The organism is Micromonospora sp. CNZ280 (genome assembly GCF_011759515.1).
In genome coordinates, this window is record NZ_JAAOYP010000002.1 from 1452427 (window position 1) to 1468057 (window position 15631).

Annotated in this window: 14 protein-coding genes; 6 read left to right on the forward strand and 8 right to left on the reverse strand. The window is 73.1% G+C overall.

What is annotated here, in order from left to right; genetic code table 11:
• Position 1 precedes the first annotated feature (1 nt).
• The 5 genes from tal to pgl all read left to right on the forward strand — a co-directional run bounded on the left by tal (position 2) and on the right by pgl (position 6344).
• The gene (gene tal, locus FHX32_RS21475) at positions 2 to 1180 is read left to right on the forward strand and encodes a transaldolase (protein ID WP_167185870.1); all 1179 of its coding nucleotides are present in this window, start codon (positions 2 to 4) and stop codon (positions 1178 to 1180) included.
• A gap of 52 nt (positions 1181 to 1232) precedes the next feature.
• Positions 1233 to 2879, forward strand: coding sequence for a glucose-6-phosphate isomerase (locus FHX32_RS21480; RefSeq protein WP_167185873.1), 1647 nt, complete (start codon positions 1233 to 1235; stop codon positions 2877 to 2879).
• A 2-nt stretch (positions 2880 to 2881) separates the two neighbouring features.
• Positions 2882 to 4432 carry a glucose-6-phosphate dehydrogenase gene (zwf, locus tag FHX32_RS21485; RefSeq protein WP_167186391.1) on the forward strand — a complete coding sequence of 517 codons (1551 nt, stop codon included), beginning with the start codon at positions 2882 to 2884 and terminating at the stop codon, positions 4430 to 4432.
• Between the two features lie 49 nt (positions 4433 to 4481).
• Positions 4482 to 5498: a glucose-6-phosphate dehydrogenase assembly protein OpcA gene (locus tag FHX32_RS21490; protein ID WP_167185876.1), complete on the forward strand. Its 1017-nt coding sequence runs from the start codon at positions 4482 to 4484 to the stop codon at positions 5496 to 5498.
• An 81-nt stretch (positions 5499 to 5579) separates the two neighbouring features.
• On the forward strand, positions 5580 to 6344 hold the full coding sequence (gene pgl / locus FHX32_RS21495; protein ID WP_167185879.1) for a 6-phosphogluconolactonase: 765 nt from the start codon (positions 5580 to 5582) through the stop codon (positions 6342 to 6344).
• Positions 6345 to 6459: 115 nt separating this feature from the next.
• On the opposite strand, the gene FHX32_RS21500 is transcribed toward pgl, so the two are convergent.
• The 8 genes from FHX32_RS21500 to rapZ form a co-directional block, all read right to left on the reverse strand.
• A complete protein-coding gene (locus FHX32_RS21500; RefSeq protein WP_167185882.1) occupies positions 6460 to 6804 on the reverse strand; it encodes an RNA polymerase-binding protein RbpA in 345 nt (114 codons plus the stop codon).
• A 136-nt stretch (positions 6805 to 6940) separates the two neighbouring features.
• Positions 6941 to 7201 carry a preprotein translocase subunit SecG gene (gene secG / locus FHX32_RS21505; protein ID WP_088992894.1) on the reverse strand — a complete coding sequence of 87 codons (261 nt, stop codon included), beginning with the start codon at positions 7199 to 7201 and terminating at the stop codon, positions 6941 to 6943.
• A gap of 93 nt (positions 7202 to 7294) precedes the next feature.
• Positions 7295 to 8086 carry a triose-phosphate isomerase gene (gene tpiA / locus FHX32_RS21510; RefSeq protein WP_167185886.1) on the reverse strand — a complete coding sequence of 264 codons (792 nt, stop codon included), beginning with the start codon at positions 8084 to 8086 and terminating at the stop codon, positions 7295 to 7297.
• Positions 8086 to 9285, reverse strand: coding sequence for a phosphoglycerate kinase (locus tag FHX32_RS21515; protein WP_167185889.1), 1200 nt, complete (start codon positions 9283 to 9285; stop codon positions 8086 to 8088). The genes tpiA and FHX32_RS21515 overlap by 1 nt, the downstream gene beginning before the upstream one ends.
• Positions 9282 to 10286, reverse strand: a complete 1005-nt coding sequence (gap, locus tag FHX32_RS21520) for a type I glyceraldehyde-3-phosphate dehydrogenase (RefSeq protein WP_486481226.1) — start codon at positions 10284 to 10286, stop codon at positions 9282 to 9284. Before gap ends, FHX32_RS21515 begins: the two co-directional genes overlap by 4 nt.
• Positions 10287 to 10549: 263 nt before the next feature.
• Positions 10550 to 11530: a DNA-binding protein WhiA gene (whiA, locus tag FHX32_RS21525; protein ID WP_167185892.1), complete on the reverse strand. Its 981-nt coding sequence runs from the start codon at positions 11528 to 11530 to the stop codon at positions 10550 to 10552.
• Positions 11531 to 11584: 54 nt separating this feature from the next.
• Positions 11585 to 12559 carry a uridine diphosphate-N-acetylglucosamine-binding protein YvcK gene (locus FHX32_RS21530; RefSeq protein ID WP_167185895.1) on the reverse strand — a complete coding sequence of 325 codons (975 nt, stop codon included), beginning with the start codon at positions 12557 to 12559 and terminating at the stop codon, positions 11585 to 11587.
• Positions 12556 to 13443 carry an RNase adapter RapZ gene (rapZ, locus tag FHX32_RS21535; protein ID WP_167186394.1) on the reverse strand — a complete coding sequence of 296 codons (888 nt, stop codon included), beginning with the start codon at positions 13441 to 13443 and terminating at the stop codon, positions 12556 to 12558. Before rapZ ends, FHX32_RS21530 begins: the two co-directional genes overlap by 4 nt.
• Positions 13444 to 13682: 239 nt before the next feature.
• Here rapZ and recQ point away from each other — a divergent pair, with 239 nt between their 5' ends.
• Complete coding sequence (gene recQ / locus FHX32_RS21540; protein ID WP_167185898.1) at positions 13683 to 15530, forward strand: DNA helicase RecQ; 1848 nt, start codon at positions 13683 to 13685, stop codon at positions 15528 to 15530.
• Positions 15531 to 15631 lie beyond the last annotated feature (101 nt).

Here is a 15631-nt window from a genome sequence, read left to right on the forward strand (position 1 = left end):
CATGACGGACAGGCTGGGAGAGCTCAGCGCCGCGGGCGTGGCGATCTGGCTCGACGATCTTTCCAGGACGCGACTGAGCTCCGGCGGGCTGGACCAGCTCCGCCGGGAGAAGCACCTGGTCGGGGTGACCTCCAACCCGACCATCTTCGCCAAGGCGCTGAGCGACGCGGACGAGTACAACTGGCAGCTCAGGGACCTCGCCATCCGTGGGGTGGACGTCGAGGAGGCCGTCCGCATGCTCACCACGTACGACGTGCGGTGGGCCTGCGACGTGATGCGGCCGGCGTACGACGCGAGCGGCGGGGTGGACGGCCGGGTCTCCATCGAGGTGGACCCGCGGCTGGCGCACGAGACGGACAAGACCGTCGCCGAGGCCGGCGCGCTGTGGTGGCTGATCGACCGGCCCAACCTCTTCATCAAGATCCCGGCCACCGAGGCGGGCCTGCCGGCGATCACCGCCACCCTGGCCCAGGGGATCAGCGTCAACGTGACCCTGATCTTCGGGCTGGACCGCTACTCCCAGGTGATGGAGGCGTTCCTGGCCGGCCTGGAGCAGGCGAAGGCGAACGGGCACGACCTGTCCAAGATCGGCTCGGTGGCGTCCTTCTTCGTCTCCCGGGTCGACACCGAGGTCGACAAGCGGCTGGAGAAGATCGGCTCCGAGCAGGCCAAGGCGCTGCGCGGCAAGGCCGCCGTCGCCAACGCCCGGCTGGCGTACGAGCGCTACGGCGAGGTCTTCTCCTCCGACCGCTGGCAGGCGCTGGCCGACGCCGGGGCGCACCCGCAGCGGCCGCTGTGGGCCTCCACCTCGACCAAGAACCCGGACTACCGGGACGTCATCTACGTCGAGGAACTGATCGCGCCGGGCACTGTCAACACCATGCCGGAGCCGGTGATCCACGCGTACGCCGACCACGGCGAGACCAGCGCCGACACCGTCACCGGGGCGTACGACGACGCCCGCAAGGTCTTCGCCGACCTGGAGTCGGTGGGCGTCGACATGGCCGACGTGATCGCCGTGCTGGAGCGCGAGGGCGTGGAGAAGTTCGAGGCCAGCTGGCAGGAGCTGCTCGACGGCGTCCGCAAGTCGCTGGCCGCCGCCGGGCAGGGCACCGGGCACCCCGGCCGGGCCGCCAAGGACAACGCCCAGGCCGCGCAGCAGGCGGGAGGCAATGCGTGAGCGAGTGGATGGACCGGCCCGGCACGGGCACGCGGCGAAGCGGAGGGCTGTCATGAGCGACCTGTTGGCGGGGCCGGTCGAGGCGGCCGCCGGGATCGCGGTGCACGGGGCGGACGCGGTCGACCGGTCGGCCCCCGCCTCCACCCGGCAGGCGCTGGTCGCCAACGGCGTACCGGGCCGGCTGACCGCGAAGGACGCCACCCTGTGGGGGCCGGACGCCGAGGCCGAGGCGAAGATCCGGCTCGGCTGGGTGGACACCCATCGCCGCAGCCGGGAACTGCTCCCCCAGCTCGCCGAACTGAAGGCGGAGCTGGCCGACCTGGACCATGTGGTGCTCGCCGGGATGGGCGGCTCGTCGCTGGCTCCCGAGGTCATCGCGCGCACCCTCGGCAAGCAGCTGACCGTGCTGGACACCACCGACCCGGGGCAGGTCCGGGCGGCGCTGGCCGACCGGCTCGAGCGGACCGTGGTGGTGGTGGCCAGCAAGTCCGGCTCGACGGTGGAGACCGACAGCCACCGGCGCGCGTACTGGCAGGCGTTCCTCGACGCCGGGATGACCGAGGCGGAGGCCGGCCGGCACTTCGTCATCGTCACCGACCCGGGCTCGCCGCTGGAGCAGACCGCCGCCGAGATGGGCGCGTTCACCGTGCTGGCCGACCCGAACGTGGGCGGCCGGTACTCGGCGCTGACCGCGTTCGGGCTGGTCCCGTCCGCGCTGGCCGGGGTCGAGGTGGCCGAGCTGCTGGACGAGGCCGAGGCGCTGTCCTCCTCGTTCGGCCGGGACGGCGACAATCCGGGCCTGGCGCTCGGCGCCGCGCTCGGCGCGGCGGCCACCATGGGCCGGGACAAGGTCGCGCTGGTCGCCGACGGCACCGGCATCGACGGGCTGGGTGACTGGGCCGAGCAGCTGATCGCCGAGTCCACCGGCAAGGCCGGGGTCGGCATCCTGCCGGTGGTGGTCGAGTCGCCGCAGAGCCCGGGCGCCACCGGGCCGGACGTGCTCACCGTGACCTACGGCGGCGCGCTGGGCGCGGGCCAGCTGCCCGGCGGCGGCGCCGCGCCGGACGTGGCGGTCAACGGCCCGCTCGGCGCCCAGTTCCTGACCTGGGAGTACGCCACCGCCGTCGCCGGCGTGGTGCTCGGCATCGACCCGTTCAACCAGCCCAACGTCACCGAGAGCAAGGAGAACACCAACAAGATCCTGGCCTCCGGTCCGCCGGCGGAGACGCCGTCGTTCACCGAGGGCGCGATCGAGGTGTACGCCCCGGGCGCCCCGGGCGACCTGGCCGGCGTGCTGCGCTGGCTGGTGGACGGGCTGGGCGACGACGGCTACCTGGCGGTGATGGCGTACCTCGACCGGTTCGCCGACGCCGACGCGGCCCGGTTGCGGCCGCTGCTCGCCGGCGCCGCCGGACGCCCGGTCACCTTCGGCTGGGGTCCGCGGTTCCTGCACTCCACCGGGCAGTACCACAAGGGCGGCCCGCAGGTCGGCAGCTACCTGCAGCTGACCGGCGCGGTCACCGACGACCTGCCGGTGCCGGGCAAGCCGTACACCTTCGGCGAGTTGCAGGCGGCGCAGGCGGCCGGCGACCGGCAGGCGCTGGCCGGCCGGCAGCGCCCGGTGCTGCGGTTGCACCTGACCGACCGGTCGGCGGGGCTGGCCCAGCTGCTCGATGCGACGGGGGCGCTGCGGGCGTGACGATGGACGACGTGGACCTGGCGGAGCGAGGAGGCGGCGTGAACCCGCTGCGCGACCCGCAGGACCGGCGGCTGCCGAGGATCCCGGAGCCGTGCGCTCTGGTGATCTTCGGCGTCACCGGCGACCTGGCGCGGAAGAAGTTGCTCCCGGCGGTGTACGACCTGGCCAACCGCGGTCTGCTGCCTCCGGGTTTCGTGGTTCTCGGGTTCGCCCGCCGGGACTGGGGCGACGGCGACTTCGAGACCCTGGCCTGCGAGGCGGCGAAGAAGCACGCCCGTACCCCGTGGCGGGAGGAGGTCTGGGCGCGGCTGGCCGGCAACATCAAGTTCGTCGGCGGCTCGTTCGACGACGACGCCGCCTTCGACCACCTGGCCCGCTGCCTGGACGAGCTGCGCCAGTCGCACGGCATCCCCGGCAACGCGGCCTTCTACTTCTCCATCCCGCCGGCCGCGTTCCCGGTGGTGCTCAAGCAGCTGGCCCGTACCGGGCTGGCCGACAACGAGAAGTCGGGCGGCTGGCGCCGGGTGGTGGTGGAGAAGCCGTTCGGCCACGACCTGCCCTCGGCGAAGGCGCTCAACGACCTGGTCGACGACGTCTTCACCCGCCGGGACGTCTTCCGGATCGACCACTACCTGGGCAAGGAGACGGTCCAGAACATCCTCGCCCTGCGGTTCGCCAACAACCTGTTCGAGCCGCTGTGGAACTCCAAATACGTCGACTCGGTGCAGATCACCATGGCCGAGGACGTCGGCATCGGCACCCGGGCGGCGTTCTACGACTCGGTCGGCACCGCCCGGGACGTGCTCCAGAACCACCTGCTCCAGCTGCTCGCGCTGGTGGCGATGGAGGAGCCGACCAGCTTCGACGCCGACGAGATCCGCACCGAGAAGCTCAAGGTGCTCAAGGCGATCACGCTGCCCAAGGACGTCTCCCAGGGCACCGTGCGGGGCCAGTACCTGCCTGGATGGGTGGGCGGCCAGCGGGCGGTGGGCTACCTGGACGAGGAGGGGGTGCCCCCGGACTCCACCACCGAGACGTACGTGGCGGTGCGGCTGGGCATCCAGAACCGGCGCTGGGCCGAGGTGCCGTTCTACATCCGGGCCGGCAAGCGGCTGCCGCGGCGGGTCACCGAGGTGGCCATCATGTTCAAGCGGGCGCCGCACCTGCCGTTCAACCCGGCGGACATGGAGTCGCTGGGCAACAACCAGCTGGTCATCCGGGTGCAGCCGGACGAGGGCGTGGTGCTGAAGTTCGGCGCCAAGGTGCCGGGCACCACGATGGAGGTCCGCGACATCGCGATGGACTTCCAGTACGGCGAGGCGTTCACCGAGTCCAGCCCGGAGGCGTACGAGCGGCTGGTGCTGGACGTGCTGATCGGCGACCGGACCCTCTTCCCGGACGCTGCCGAGGTCGAGCAGAGCTGGCAGGTCGTGGACCCGCTGGAGCACGCCTGGGCGGGCACCGAGCCGGAGCCGTACCGGGCCGGCGAGTGGGGTCCGCGGGCCGCCGACGAGATGCTGGCCCGCGAGGGCCGCGCCTGGCGGCGCGCATGAGCGAGCGGAGCGAGCGAATCATCAGGCTCGGACGGACCGGGAGGCTCCAGTGATCGGCCTGTGGGACACCACCGGCAACGAGGTGGTCAAGGCGCTTGCCGCCGAGCGTCGCAGCGCCGGCGGGGTGGCCAGCGGGATGGCCCTGACGCTGATCGTGGTGGTGGACGAGCGGCGGGTCCGCGAGGCGGAGGCGGCCGCCACCATCGCGTCCGCCGCCCACCCGTGCCGACTGGTGGTGGTGGTCCGCGCGGACGTCGAACGGGACCGCAACCGGTTGGACGCGGAGATCGTCGTCGGTGGCCGGCTCGGCCCGGGCGAGGCGGTGGTCACCCGGATGTACGGCCGGCTCGCCCTGCACGCCGAGTCGGTGGTGATGCCGCTGCTGGTGCCCGACGTGCCGGTGGTGACCTGGTGGCACGGCGAGCCGCCGGAGGAGATCGCCACCGATTTCCTCGGGGTGGTGGCCGACCGGCGGATCACCGACACCGCGCAGGCCGCGGATCCGATCGAGGCGCTGCGGCAACGCGCCCGGGACTACGCGCCGGGCGACACCGACCTGGCCTGGACCCGGATCACCCCGTGGCGCACGCTGGTGGCCGGGGCGTTCGACACCACCCAGGCGCGGGTCACCGAGGCGACAGTGGTCGCGCCGGGCAGCGACCCGACGGCGGCCTTGATGATCGGCTGGCTGGGCAGCCGGCTCGGCATCACCCCGCGCTGGGAGACCACCGACCAGTTCCCCCGGATGCGCGAGGTGCAGCTGCGCTGCGCCAACGGCGACGAGCTGACGCTGACCCGGGACGACAGCGTGGCGACGTTCCGCCGGACCGGCCAGGACGACCGCCACCTGCCGCTGGTGCGTCGGCCGCTCGGCGACGAGCTGGCCGAGGAGCTGCGCCGGCTCGACGCCGACCAGGTGTACGCGGAGGCGCTCGGCGCCGCCGCCGGGCTGACCGGCCTGGAACAGCGCCCGGGCCAGCGGGTGCACGTCTGGAAGGATCCGGCCACCGCGCAGCGCGCCGAGGCGGGGGTCACCGCGCACGCCGACCTGAGCGCCGAGCACTGAGCGCCCCGACGGCCGGCGTACGGCCCAGAGCGGGGATGACGGACAGCGACCGCCGGGCGGTCGGGAAACGAAGGCACACGAATGAGTGAGGTGAGTGTCGCCGTCCACGCCGACGCCGATCTGCTCGCGCAGACCGTGGCGGCCCGGCTGGTGGTGCGGCTGCTCGACGCGCAGGCAGCGCGGGGGCAGGCGGCGATGGTGCTGACCGGCGGGCGGATCGCTGCGGCGGTCTACCGGGCGGTGGCGGCGCTGCCGGCCCGGGACGCGGTGGACTGGTCCCGGGTGGACGTCTGGTGGGGCGACGAGCGGTTCCTGCCGGCCGGCGACCCGGAACGCAACGAGACCCAGGCGCGGGCGGCGCTGCTGGACGCCGTGCCGCTGGACCCGGCCCGGGTGCACCCGATGCCGCCGTCCGACGTCGGCGCCGACCCGGAGGAGGCGGCCGCCCGGTACGCCGCCGAGCTGGCGACCGCGGCCCGGCCGGGCACGGCCCTGCTCCCCCACTTCGACGTGCTGCTGCTCGGCGTCGGCGAGGACGGGCACGTCGCCTCGGTCTTCCCGGAGCACCCGGTGCACTACGAGAGCCGGCCGGTCAGCGCGGTACGGGGCAGTCCGAAGCCGCCGCCGGTGCGGACCACCCTCACCCTGCCGGCGATCAACACCGCCGAGGAGGTCTGGCTGGTGGCCAGCGGGGCGGACAAGGCCCACGCGGTGGGCATGGCGCTGGCCGGTGCGGGGCCGGTGCAGCTGCCGGCGGCCGGGGTGCAGGGCACCAGCCGTACGCTCTGGCTGCTGGACCGGTCCGCGGCGGCCGACGTGCCGGCCCGGCTGCGCAGCCTGCGCTGAGCCGGGCACCCGCCCGACGGCGAAGGTCACGTCCGGGCGGAGCGGCGGCGCGGATCCGAGCGGGTTCGGTTTCGCGCCGGCGAGGGCGCCCGCAGGCCGGTCGGCTAGGTTCCGGTCAGCCGGTGCCGCGGCGACGGCGCAGCTCGGCGAGCGCCTCGGCCAGGATGGCCTCGCCCTCGGCGTCGGTACGCCGCTCCTTCACGTACGCCAGGTGGCTCTTGTAGGGCTCGGACCGCACCCGGCCGGGCGGGTTCTGCGCGTCCTGGCCGGCCGGGTAGCCGCAGCGCGGGCAGTCCCAGACCGGGGGCGCCTCCGCCTCGGCGGCAATCCGGATCTCGGTGTGGTGCCCGTTGCGGCACCAGTAGCTGACCGGCCGGCAGGGGGCCGGCTCGTAGCGCTCGGCGGGGCGAACGGGTGCGGACCCGACCCGCGAGCCGCGGATGACGTGGCCGTTCGGCACGGCTGCTCGCTCCTGTCGTCGGAGGGGACCGCCGCTCAGGGGGGCGGCGGGCGACGCGGTGCAGCGGGGTGAAACGGACTGCGCGCGGCCCGTCGGGGGACGGACCGCGCGCAGATTGTACGACTTGACGGGCGACTCAGGCGGCGCCGTCGAGTTGCAGCCGGAGCCAGAGGCCGAGCCCGACGATGCAGGCGAACCAGACGATGCCCACCAGAACGGTGTAGCGGTCCAGGTTCTTCTCGGCCACCGACGACCCCGCCAGGCTGGAGCTGACGCCGCCGCCGAACATGCTCGACAACCCGCCACCCTTACCTCGGTGGAGCAGGATCAGCAGGGTGAGCAGGACGCTCGTGATGATCAGCAACACGATCAACGTGTATGCGAACCAGATCGGCATGGCTGGGGTCAATCCTCTCGTAGCGATCCTCGCCCGGCAGGTCGGGCACGCGGCACCGACCGGCGGACGGGCGGAGTCAAGGATAGCGAGCGATCAGCGGGCGATGTGCTCCGGGAACCGGCAGATCTGCGCGAATTCCTCGGCATCGAGGCTCGCCCCGCCGACCAGCGCCCCGTCCACGTCCGGCTGAGCCATGATCGCGGCGACGTTGGACGCCTTGACCGAGCCGCCGTAGAGGATCCGTACCTGGTCAGCGGTTTCCTGACCGAAGGTCTCGACCAGCCGGGTACGGACCGCGCCGCACACCTCCTGGGCGTCCTCCGGGGTGGCCGTCTTGCCGGTGCCGATCGCCCAGACCGGCTCGTAGGCGACCACCACCCGGGTGACCTGCTCCGGGGTCAGCCCCTTCAGCGCGGCGTCGAGCTGGTCGCAGCAGTGCGGCACGTGCTCGCCCCGCTCGCGGACCTCCAGCCCCTCCCCCACGCAGAGGATCGGGGTCAGCCCGTGGGTCAGCGCGGCCTGCACCTTGGCGTTGACGATCGCGTCGTCCTCGTGGTGGTAGGCCCGCCGCTCGGAGTGCCCGACCACCACGTAGGTGCAGCCCAGCTTCGCCAGCATCGGACCGGCGATGTCCCCGGTGTAGGCGCCGGACGGGTACGGCGAGAGGTCCTGCGCGCCGTAGCCGATCAGCAGCTTGTCGCCGTCCACGGCGGTCTGCACCGTGCGCAGGTCGGTGTACGGTGGCAGCACCACCGTCTCGACCTCGGCGAGCTGCTTCTCGCTGAGGCTGGCCGCCAGCTTCTGCACCAGCAGGTTCGCCTCGAGGTGGTTCAGGTTCATCTTCCAGTTGCCGGCCATCAGGGGCCGGCGGGTGGCGCTCGCCATCACTTCTCCAGGGCCGCGATGCCGGGGAGGGTCTTGCCCTCCAGGTATTCCAGGGAGGCGCCGCCGCCGGTGGAGATGTGCCCGAACGACGACTCGTCCAGGCCCAGCGCCCGCACCGCCGCCGCCGAGTCACCGCCACCGACCACGGTGAACGCGCCGGACTTGGCGATCGCCTCGGCGACCCCGCGGGTGCCGTTGGCGAAGGCCGCCATCTCGAACACACCCATCGGGCCGTTCCAGAAGATCGTCTTCGCGCCCTTGAGTGCGGCGGCGAACCCGGCCACCGTCTCCGGGCCGATGTCCAGCCCGACCCGCTTGCTCGGGATCCCGTCGGCCGGCACGGTGTCGTGCGCGGCGTCCGGGGCGAACGCGTCCGCGGCCACCACGTCGACCGGGAGCAGGATCTTCCCGCCCGAACGCTCGATCAGGTTGCCGCAGGTCTCGACCATGTCCTCCTCGAGCAGCGAGCTGCCCACCTCGTGGCCCTGGGCCCTGAGGAAGGTGAAGCACATGCCGCCGCCGATGAGCAGCCGGTCGACCGTGGGCAGCAGCGCCTCGATCACCGCGAGCTTGTCGGAGACCTTGGAGCCGCCGAGCACCACCACGTACGGGCGGGCCGGGTCGCCGGTGAGGGTGGAGAGCACCTCCACCTCGCGCAGCACCAGCCGGCCGGCGAAGTGCGGCAGCCGGGCCGGCACGTCGTAGACGCTGGCGTGCTTGCGGTGCACCGCGCCGAACGCGTCGTCGACGTAGGCGTCACCGAACCCGGCGAGCTGGTCGGCGAAGGCGCCCCGCTCGGCCTCGTCCTTGCTGGTCTCGCCCGCGTTGAAGCGCAGGTTCTCCAGCAGCGCGACCTCGCCGTCGGCGAGCGCGTCCACCGTGGAGCGGGCGGACTCGCCGACCGTGTCGGTGGCGAAGTGCACCGGCGCGCCGAGCAGTTCGCCGAGCCGCCCGGCCACCGGACGCAGGCTGAACGCCGGGTCCGGCGAGCCCTTGGGGCGGCCGAGGTGCGAGCAGACGACCACCTTGGCGCCGGCCCCGGTGAGCGCGCTCAGGGTCGGCAGCACCGCGCGGATCCGGCCGTCGTCCGTGATGTCGCCGGTCTGCTTGTCGAGCGGGACGTTCAGGTCGGCGCGCACCAGCACGCGCCGACCCGACACCCCCTCGGCGAGCAGGTCGTCGAGGGTCCGGATGCTCACAGCGAGCTACCCACCAGCTTGACCAGGTCCACCAGGCGGTTCGAGTAGCCCCACTCGTTGTCGTACCAGCCGACGACCTTGACCTGGTTGCCGACCACCTTGGTCAGCGGCGCGTCGAAGATGCACGACGCCGGGTCGGTCACGATGTCGGTGGAGACGATCGGGTCCTCGTTGTAGACCAGGATGCCCTTGAGCGGTCCGTCGGCGGCCGCCTTCATCGCGGCGTTGACCTCGTCGACCGTGGTCTCCCGGTTGAGGTTCACTGTCAGGTCGGTGGTCGACCCGGTGGGGATCGGCACCCGCAGCGCGTAGCCGTCCAGCTTGCCCTTGAGCTCCGGCAGCACCAGCCCGATCGCCTTCGCCGCGCCGGTCGAGGTCGGCACGATGTTCAGCGCGGCGGCCCGGGCCCGGCGCAGGTCCTTGTGCGGGGCGTCCTGCAGGTTCTGGTCCTGGGTGTACGCGTGGATGGTGGTCATCAGGCCGTGCTGGATGCCGAACGTGTCCTGCAGGACCTTCGCCATCGGGGCGAGGCAGTTGGTGGTGCAGGAGGCGTTGGAGATGATGGTGTGCTTGGCCGGGTCGTACTGGTCCTGGTTGACGCCCATCACCACGGTGACGTCCTCGTTCTTCGCCGGCGCGGAGATGATGACCTTCTTGGCCCCGCCGTCGATGTGCGCCTTCGCCTTGGTGGCGTCGGTGAAGAAGCCGGTGGACTCGATGACGACGTCCGCGCCGACCTCGCCCCACGGCAGCTTCGCCGGGTCCTTCTCGGCGTACGCCTTGATGGTCTTGCCGCCCACGGTGATCTCGTCCGCGGTGGCCTTGACCTCCTGCGGGAGGCGACCCAGGATGCTGTCGTACTTGACAAGGTGGGCGAGCGTCCCGTTGTCGGTCAGGTCGTTGACCGCCACGATCTCGACGTCAGCGCCGGACGCCAGCACTGCCCGGAAGAAGTTGCGGCCGATCCGGCCGAAGCCGTTGATGCCAACCCGGATGGTCACAGGTCCCATCTCCTCGCGTTCTGTCCGCCGGCGTGGGATCACCGCCGGCGAAGTGGTGTGCGCCGACCGTTGGAGCCGGCCGTTGACGGTTCATCTCGGCCACCCCGCCGCGGTCGTGGAGACCTGACCGCCCGAGGCGGTGAGCACGGCGAGGAGTACCGGTGCCGGCCCCCTTGCCGTACGCAGCGACCTTATCCGAGCACACGGCGGCGCGCTGCGTCGGGTGGTGATCCCGCACGCGACCGCGACGCCTCACCGTCCTATCAGACCACGAGCATGTCGGGCGTGACGGCCGCTTCGGTATCCGGGATGCCCAGGTCCCGGGCCCGCTTGTCGGCCAGCGCCAGCAACCGGCGGATCCGGCCGGCGATGGCGTCCTTGGTCAGCGGCGGGTCGGCCAGCGCGCCCAGTTCCTCCAGCGAGGCCTGCCGGTGCTCCAGCCGCAGCCGGCCGGCCGAGGTGAGGTGGTGCGGCGCGTCGTCGGCGAGGATCTCCAGGGCCCGGGTCACCCGGGCGGCGGCGGCGACCGCGGCCCGCGCCGAGCGGCGCAGGTTGGCGTCGTCGAAGTTGGCCAGCCGGTTCGCGGTGGCCCGCACCTCGCGGCGCACCCGCCGCTCCTCCCAGGCCAGCACGCTGGCGTGCGCGCCGATGCGGGTGAGCAGCGCGGCGATCGCGTCGCCGTCCTTGACCACCACCCGGTCGACCCCGCGCACCTCGCGGTTCTTGGCGGTGATGCCGATCCGCCGGGCCGCGCCGACCAGGGCCAGCGCCGACTCCGGGCCGGGGCAGGTGATCTCCAGCGCGCTGGAGCGGCCCGGCTCGGTCAGCGAGCCGTGCGCCATGAACGCCCCGCGCCAGGCCGACACCGCGCAGCACACGTTCGCCGCGACCACGTGCGGCGGCAGCCCGCGCACCGGCCGGCCGCGCACGTCGAGCAGGCCGGTCTGCCGGGCCAGCGCCTCGCCGTCCTTGACCACCCGGACGATGAAGTGGCTGCCCTTGCGCAGCCCGCCCGAGGCGAGCACGTGGATCTCGCTGGGATAGCCGTAGACCTCGGCGATCTCCCGCCGCAGCCGCCGGGCCACCGCACCGGTGTCGAGTTCCGCCTCCACGACCACCCGGCCGGAGACGATGTGCAGCCCACCGGCGAAGCGGAGCAGCGCCGCCATCTCCGCCCGCCGGCAGCAGGGCTTGGGCACGTCGACCCGACTCAGCTCGTCCTTGACCGCAGCCGTCATCGCCATTGTGCGTCCCCTCACGGACCGGTTCCGGCGTGTCGCCGGAGATTACGTACGTGTCTAACGATCGGCGCCCAGGACGGGCACCAGTGCGGCGCCCAGGGCGGCCGGATCATGACGGGGAGTGCCGTCGGTGACCGCGACGGGGGCGAGGACCAGTCGGGCACCCAGCGATTCTGCCGCACGCTCGACCGGTTCGGGGTCACCCACCGCCTTGGAATCCGCCAGTACGTAGTCGACCTTGAGCTCCGGCAGGTACCAGCGCAGCGCGGCGAGATGGTCGGCCACCGACAGCCCGAGCGTCTCCTTCTCGGCCGCCAGGTTCAAGGTGACCAGCCGGCGGGCCGGGCTGCTGATGATCGCCCCGGCCAGCTCCGGCACCAGCAGGTGCGGCAGCACGCTGGTGTACCAGCTGCCCGGCCCGAAGATCAGCCAGTCCGCCGCGCCGATCGCGGTGACCGCCTCCGGGCAGGCCCGCGGCGCGGCCGGGGTCAGCCGCAGCGACTCCACCCGGCCGGTGGTCACCGCCACCTGGTGCTGCCCGGTGACGGTCCGCACCTCGTCCGGGCGGTCCGGGTCCACGCCACGCACCCGCGCCTCGATCCCGACCGGCTCGCAGGACATCGGCAACACCCGGCCCACCGCGCCGAGCATCGCGCCGGCGTGCTCCAGAGCGGCCACCGGGTCGCCGAGCAGCTCCATCAGGCCGTGCAGGACCAGGTTGCCCACCGCGTGCCCGGCCAGCCCGTCGCCGACCGGGCTCGCCGGCACCTCGGCGAAACGGTGCTGGAACAGCCCGGCGCTGCGCCGCGTCGACGGGTGGTCGCCGGCCAGCGCGACCAGCGCCTGGCGCAGGTCGCCCGGGGGCAGGCCACCCCGCTCGGCGCGCAGCCGGCCACTGGAGCCGCCGTCGTCGCCGACCGTGACCACCGCGGTGATGTCCAGGTCGAGTTCGGGGGCGCAGCGGCGCAGCGCGCGCAGGGACGCGGACAGGCCGTGCCCGCCGCCGAAGGCCACCACCTTCGCCGTCGTCATTCCCGCCCCAGGTCCCGGTGCTGGGCGTAGGCGGCCAGGCCGGACTGGCGCAGCCGGGCGGCCAGCTCCTCGGCGATCGCCACGCTGCGGTGCTTGCCGCCGGTGCAGCCCACCGCCACGGTCAGGTAGCGCTTGCCCTCCCGCTCGAAGCCGGTGGTGGTGGCGTTGACCAGGTCGGCGTACGAGGCCACGAAGGCGTCCGCGCCCTCCTGGCCGAGCACGTACGAGCTGACCGCCTCCTCCCGCCCGGTGTGCTCGCGCAACTCCGGCACCCAGTACGGGTTGGGCAGGAAGCGGGCGTCCAGCACGAAGTCGGCGTCCGGCGGCAGGCCGTACTTGAAGCCGAAGGAGAGCACGGTGACCCGCAGCCGGCGGGCGTCCTCGCCGCCGAACAGCTCCTCGATCCGCCGGCGCAGCTGGTTGACGTTCAGGTGGCTGGTGTCGATGATCACGTCGGCCTGGTCCCGGGCCTCCTCCAGCAGGCCGCGCTCGACGGCGATGCCGTCGGCCAGCCGCCCGTCGCCCTGCAACGGATGCGACCGGCGGACGCTCTCGAACCGGCGGATCAGCACCTCGTCGTCGGCGTCGACGAAGACCACCCGGGGCGAGAAGCCGCGCTCCTTCAGCTCGCGGATCGCCCCGGCGAGGTCGGTGGAGAAGGCGCGCGAGCGGACGTCCAGCACCATGGCGGTCCGCCGGGCCGCCCCGCCGGCCTTGAACGCCAGCTCGGCCATGTCCAGCATCAGCGCCTGGGGCAGGTTGTCCACCACGTAGTAGCCGACGTTCTCCAACGCCCGGGCCACCGTGCTGCGGCCGCCCCCGGAGAGCCCGGTGACCACCACCAGTGTGGTGTCCGACTCCGCCGGAGCGGGCTGCCCGGCGATCTCCGCCGGGATGTCGTTCCGCTCCTCGGCCGTGCGCGCCTCGCTCACCCCTACCCCCAAGCCGTGGCGCCGCGGCCGGGTGATCCCGACCGCGATGTGGTCAAACAGCGACTCTATCCCGCCCGGTCGACCGGCCCGGCGGACGCCCGTCCCGGGGTGTCCCCCGCTGTCCGGGTCCGTTCGGCGCGCCCCGCGGCGCGGGCCGGCCGGGTGTCGGCGGCCGCTCGTAGAATCCGCGGATGGCTTCCCCCACCGACCTGCGCACCGCCGACCCGGTCGAGGTGCTGCGCCGGGTGTTCGGCTACGACGCCTTCCGCGGCTTCCAGCAGGAGGTGATCGAGCACGTGGTGGCCGGGGGCGACGCGCTGGTGCTGATGCCCACCGGCGGCGGCAAGTCGCTCTGCTACCAAGTCCCGGCCCTGGTCCGTCCGGGCGTGGCGGTGGTGATCTCGCCGCTGATCGCGCTGATGCAGGACCAGGTCGACGCGCTGACCGCGGTCGGCGTACGCGCCGGGTTCCTCAATTCGACGCAGGATCCCGAGGCCCGCCGCCGGGTCGAGGCGGCCTTCGTGGCGGGTGAGATCGACCTGCTCTACCTCGCCCCCGAGGCGCTGGGCACCCGGTCCGCCCAGGCCCTGCTCGACCGGGGCGAGATCGCCCTGTTCGCCATCGACGAGGCGCACTGCGTGTCGCAGTGGGGGCACGACTTCCGCCCCGACTACCTGGGCCTGTCGATGCTGCACGAACGCTGGCCGCGGGTGCCGCGGATCGCGCTGACCGCCACCGCCACCAGCGCCACCCGCGACGAGATCGCCACCCGGTTGCGGCTCACCGACGCCCGGCACTTCGTGGCCAGCTTCGACCGACCCAACATCCAGTACCGGATCGTGCCCAAGCGGGAGCCGCGCAAGCAGCTGCTCAGCCTGCTGCGCGACGAGCACCCCGGCGACGCCGGCATCGTCTACTGCCTGTCCCGGGCCTCGGTGGACAAGACCGCCGAGTTCCTCACCGCCAACGGCATCCCGGCGCTGCCCTACCACGCCGGGCTGGACGCGGCCACCCGTGCCCACAACCAGCAGCGGTTCCTGCGCGAGGACGGGCTGGTCATGGTGGCGACCATCGCCTTCGGCATGGGCATCGACAAGCCGGACGTCCGGTTCGTCGCGCATCTGGACCTGCCGAAGTCGGTCGAGGGCTACTACCAGGAGACCGGCCGGGCCGGCCGGGACGGCCTGCCGTCGACCGCCTGGCTCGCGTACGGCCTGCAGGACGTGGTGCAGCAGCGCAAGATGATCGAGACCTCGGAGGGCGACCTGGCCCACCGCCGGAACCTGGCCGCCCACCTCGACGCGATGCTGGCGCTCTGCGAGACGGTCCGCTGCCGCCGCTCCCAGCTGCTCGACTACTTCGGTGAGCGGCGGACGACCGCTTGCGGCAACTGCGACACCTGTCTGAACCCGCCGGAGTCCTGGGACGGCACGGTGGCCGCGCAGAAGCTGCTCTCCACGGTGTTCCGGCTCGACCGGGAGCGCAACCAGCGCTTCGGCGCCGGGCACTGCATCGACATCCTGCTCGGCCGGGCCACCGACAAGGTCACCCAGTACGGCCACGACTCGCTGACCGTGTTCGGCATCGGCGGTGAGCTGCGCGAGGCGGAGTGGCGCGGGGTGGTCCGGCAGCTGCTGGCCGAGGGCCTGCTCGCGGTCGAGGGCGACTACGGCACGCTGGTGCTCACCGACGCCAGCGCCGAGGTGCTCGGCCGCCGCCGGACGGTGATGATGCGCCGCGAGCCGGAACGCGTCGCGACGGGCCGGGCGAGCAAGCCGCGGGGGGCCGCCACCGTCGCCGCCGAGCTGCCGCCGGCCGCCGCGTCGGTGTTCGAGCGGCTGCGCGCCTGGCGGGCCGCCACCGCCAAGGAACAGGGCGTGCCGGCGTACGTGATCTTCCACGACGCCACCCTGCGGCAGATCGCCACCGACGCGCCGGCGTCGCTGGCCGAGCTGTCCCGGGTCAGCGGCGTCGGGGAGAACAAGCTGGCCAAGTACGGCGAGCAGATCCTCGGCGTACTCGCCGACACCCCGACCTGACCCCGCCTGCCAATCAGGGTGATCGACTCCAGATCGGGGATGTGGGGAAGACCGCCACATCGGCGATCTGGTCTGGCCCAGCCCGCCGACGCGCGGACGCG

What these genes read in the sequence shown, in the direction of transcription:
- tal (WP_167185870.1), top strand. Translation starts at nt 2, where the DNA reads ATGACGGACAGGCTGGGAGAGCTCAGCGCCGCGGGCGTGGCGATCTGG.
- FHX32_RS21480 (WP_167185873.1), top strand. Translation starts at nt 1,233, where the DNA reads ATGAGCGACCTGTTGGCGGGGCCGGTCGAGGCGGCCGCCGGGATCGCG.
- zwf (WP_167186391.1), top strand. Translation starts at nt 2,882, where the DNA reads ATGGACGACGTGGACCTGGCGGAGCGAGGAGGCGGCGTGAACCCGCTG.
- pgl (WP_167185879.1), top strand. Translation starts at nt 5,580, where the DNA reads ATGAGTGAGGTGAGTGTCGCCGTCCACGCCGACGCCGATCTGCTCGCG.
- secG (WP_088992894.1), bottom strand. Translation starts at nt 7,201, where the DNA reads ATGCCGATCTGGTTCGCATACACGTTGATCGTGTTGCTGATCATCACG.
- tpiA (WP_167185886.1), bottom strand. Translation starts at nt 8,086, where the DNA reads ATGGCGAGCGCCACCCGCCGGCCCCTGATGGCCGGCAACTGGAAGATG.
- whiA (WP_167185892.1), bottom strand. Translation starts at nt 11,530, where the DNA reads ATGGCGATGACGGCTGCGGTCAAGGACGAGCTGAGTCGGGTCGACGTG.
- FHX32_RS21530 (WP_167185895.1), bottom strand. Translation starts at nt 12,559, where the DNA reads ATGACGACGGCGAAGGTGGTGGCCTTCGGCGGCGGGCACGGCCTGTCC.
- recQ (WP_167185898.1), top strand. Translation starts at nt 13,683, where the DNA reads ATGGCTTCCCCCACCGACCTGCGCACCGCCGACCCGGTCGAGGTGCTG.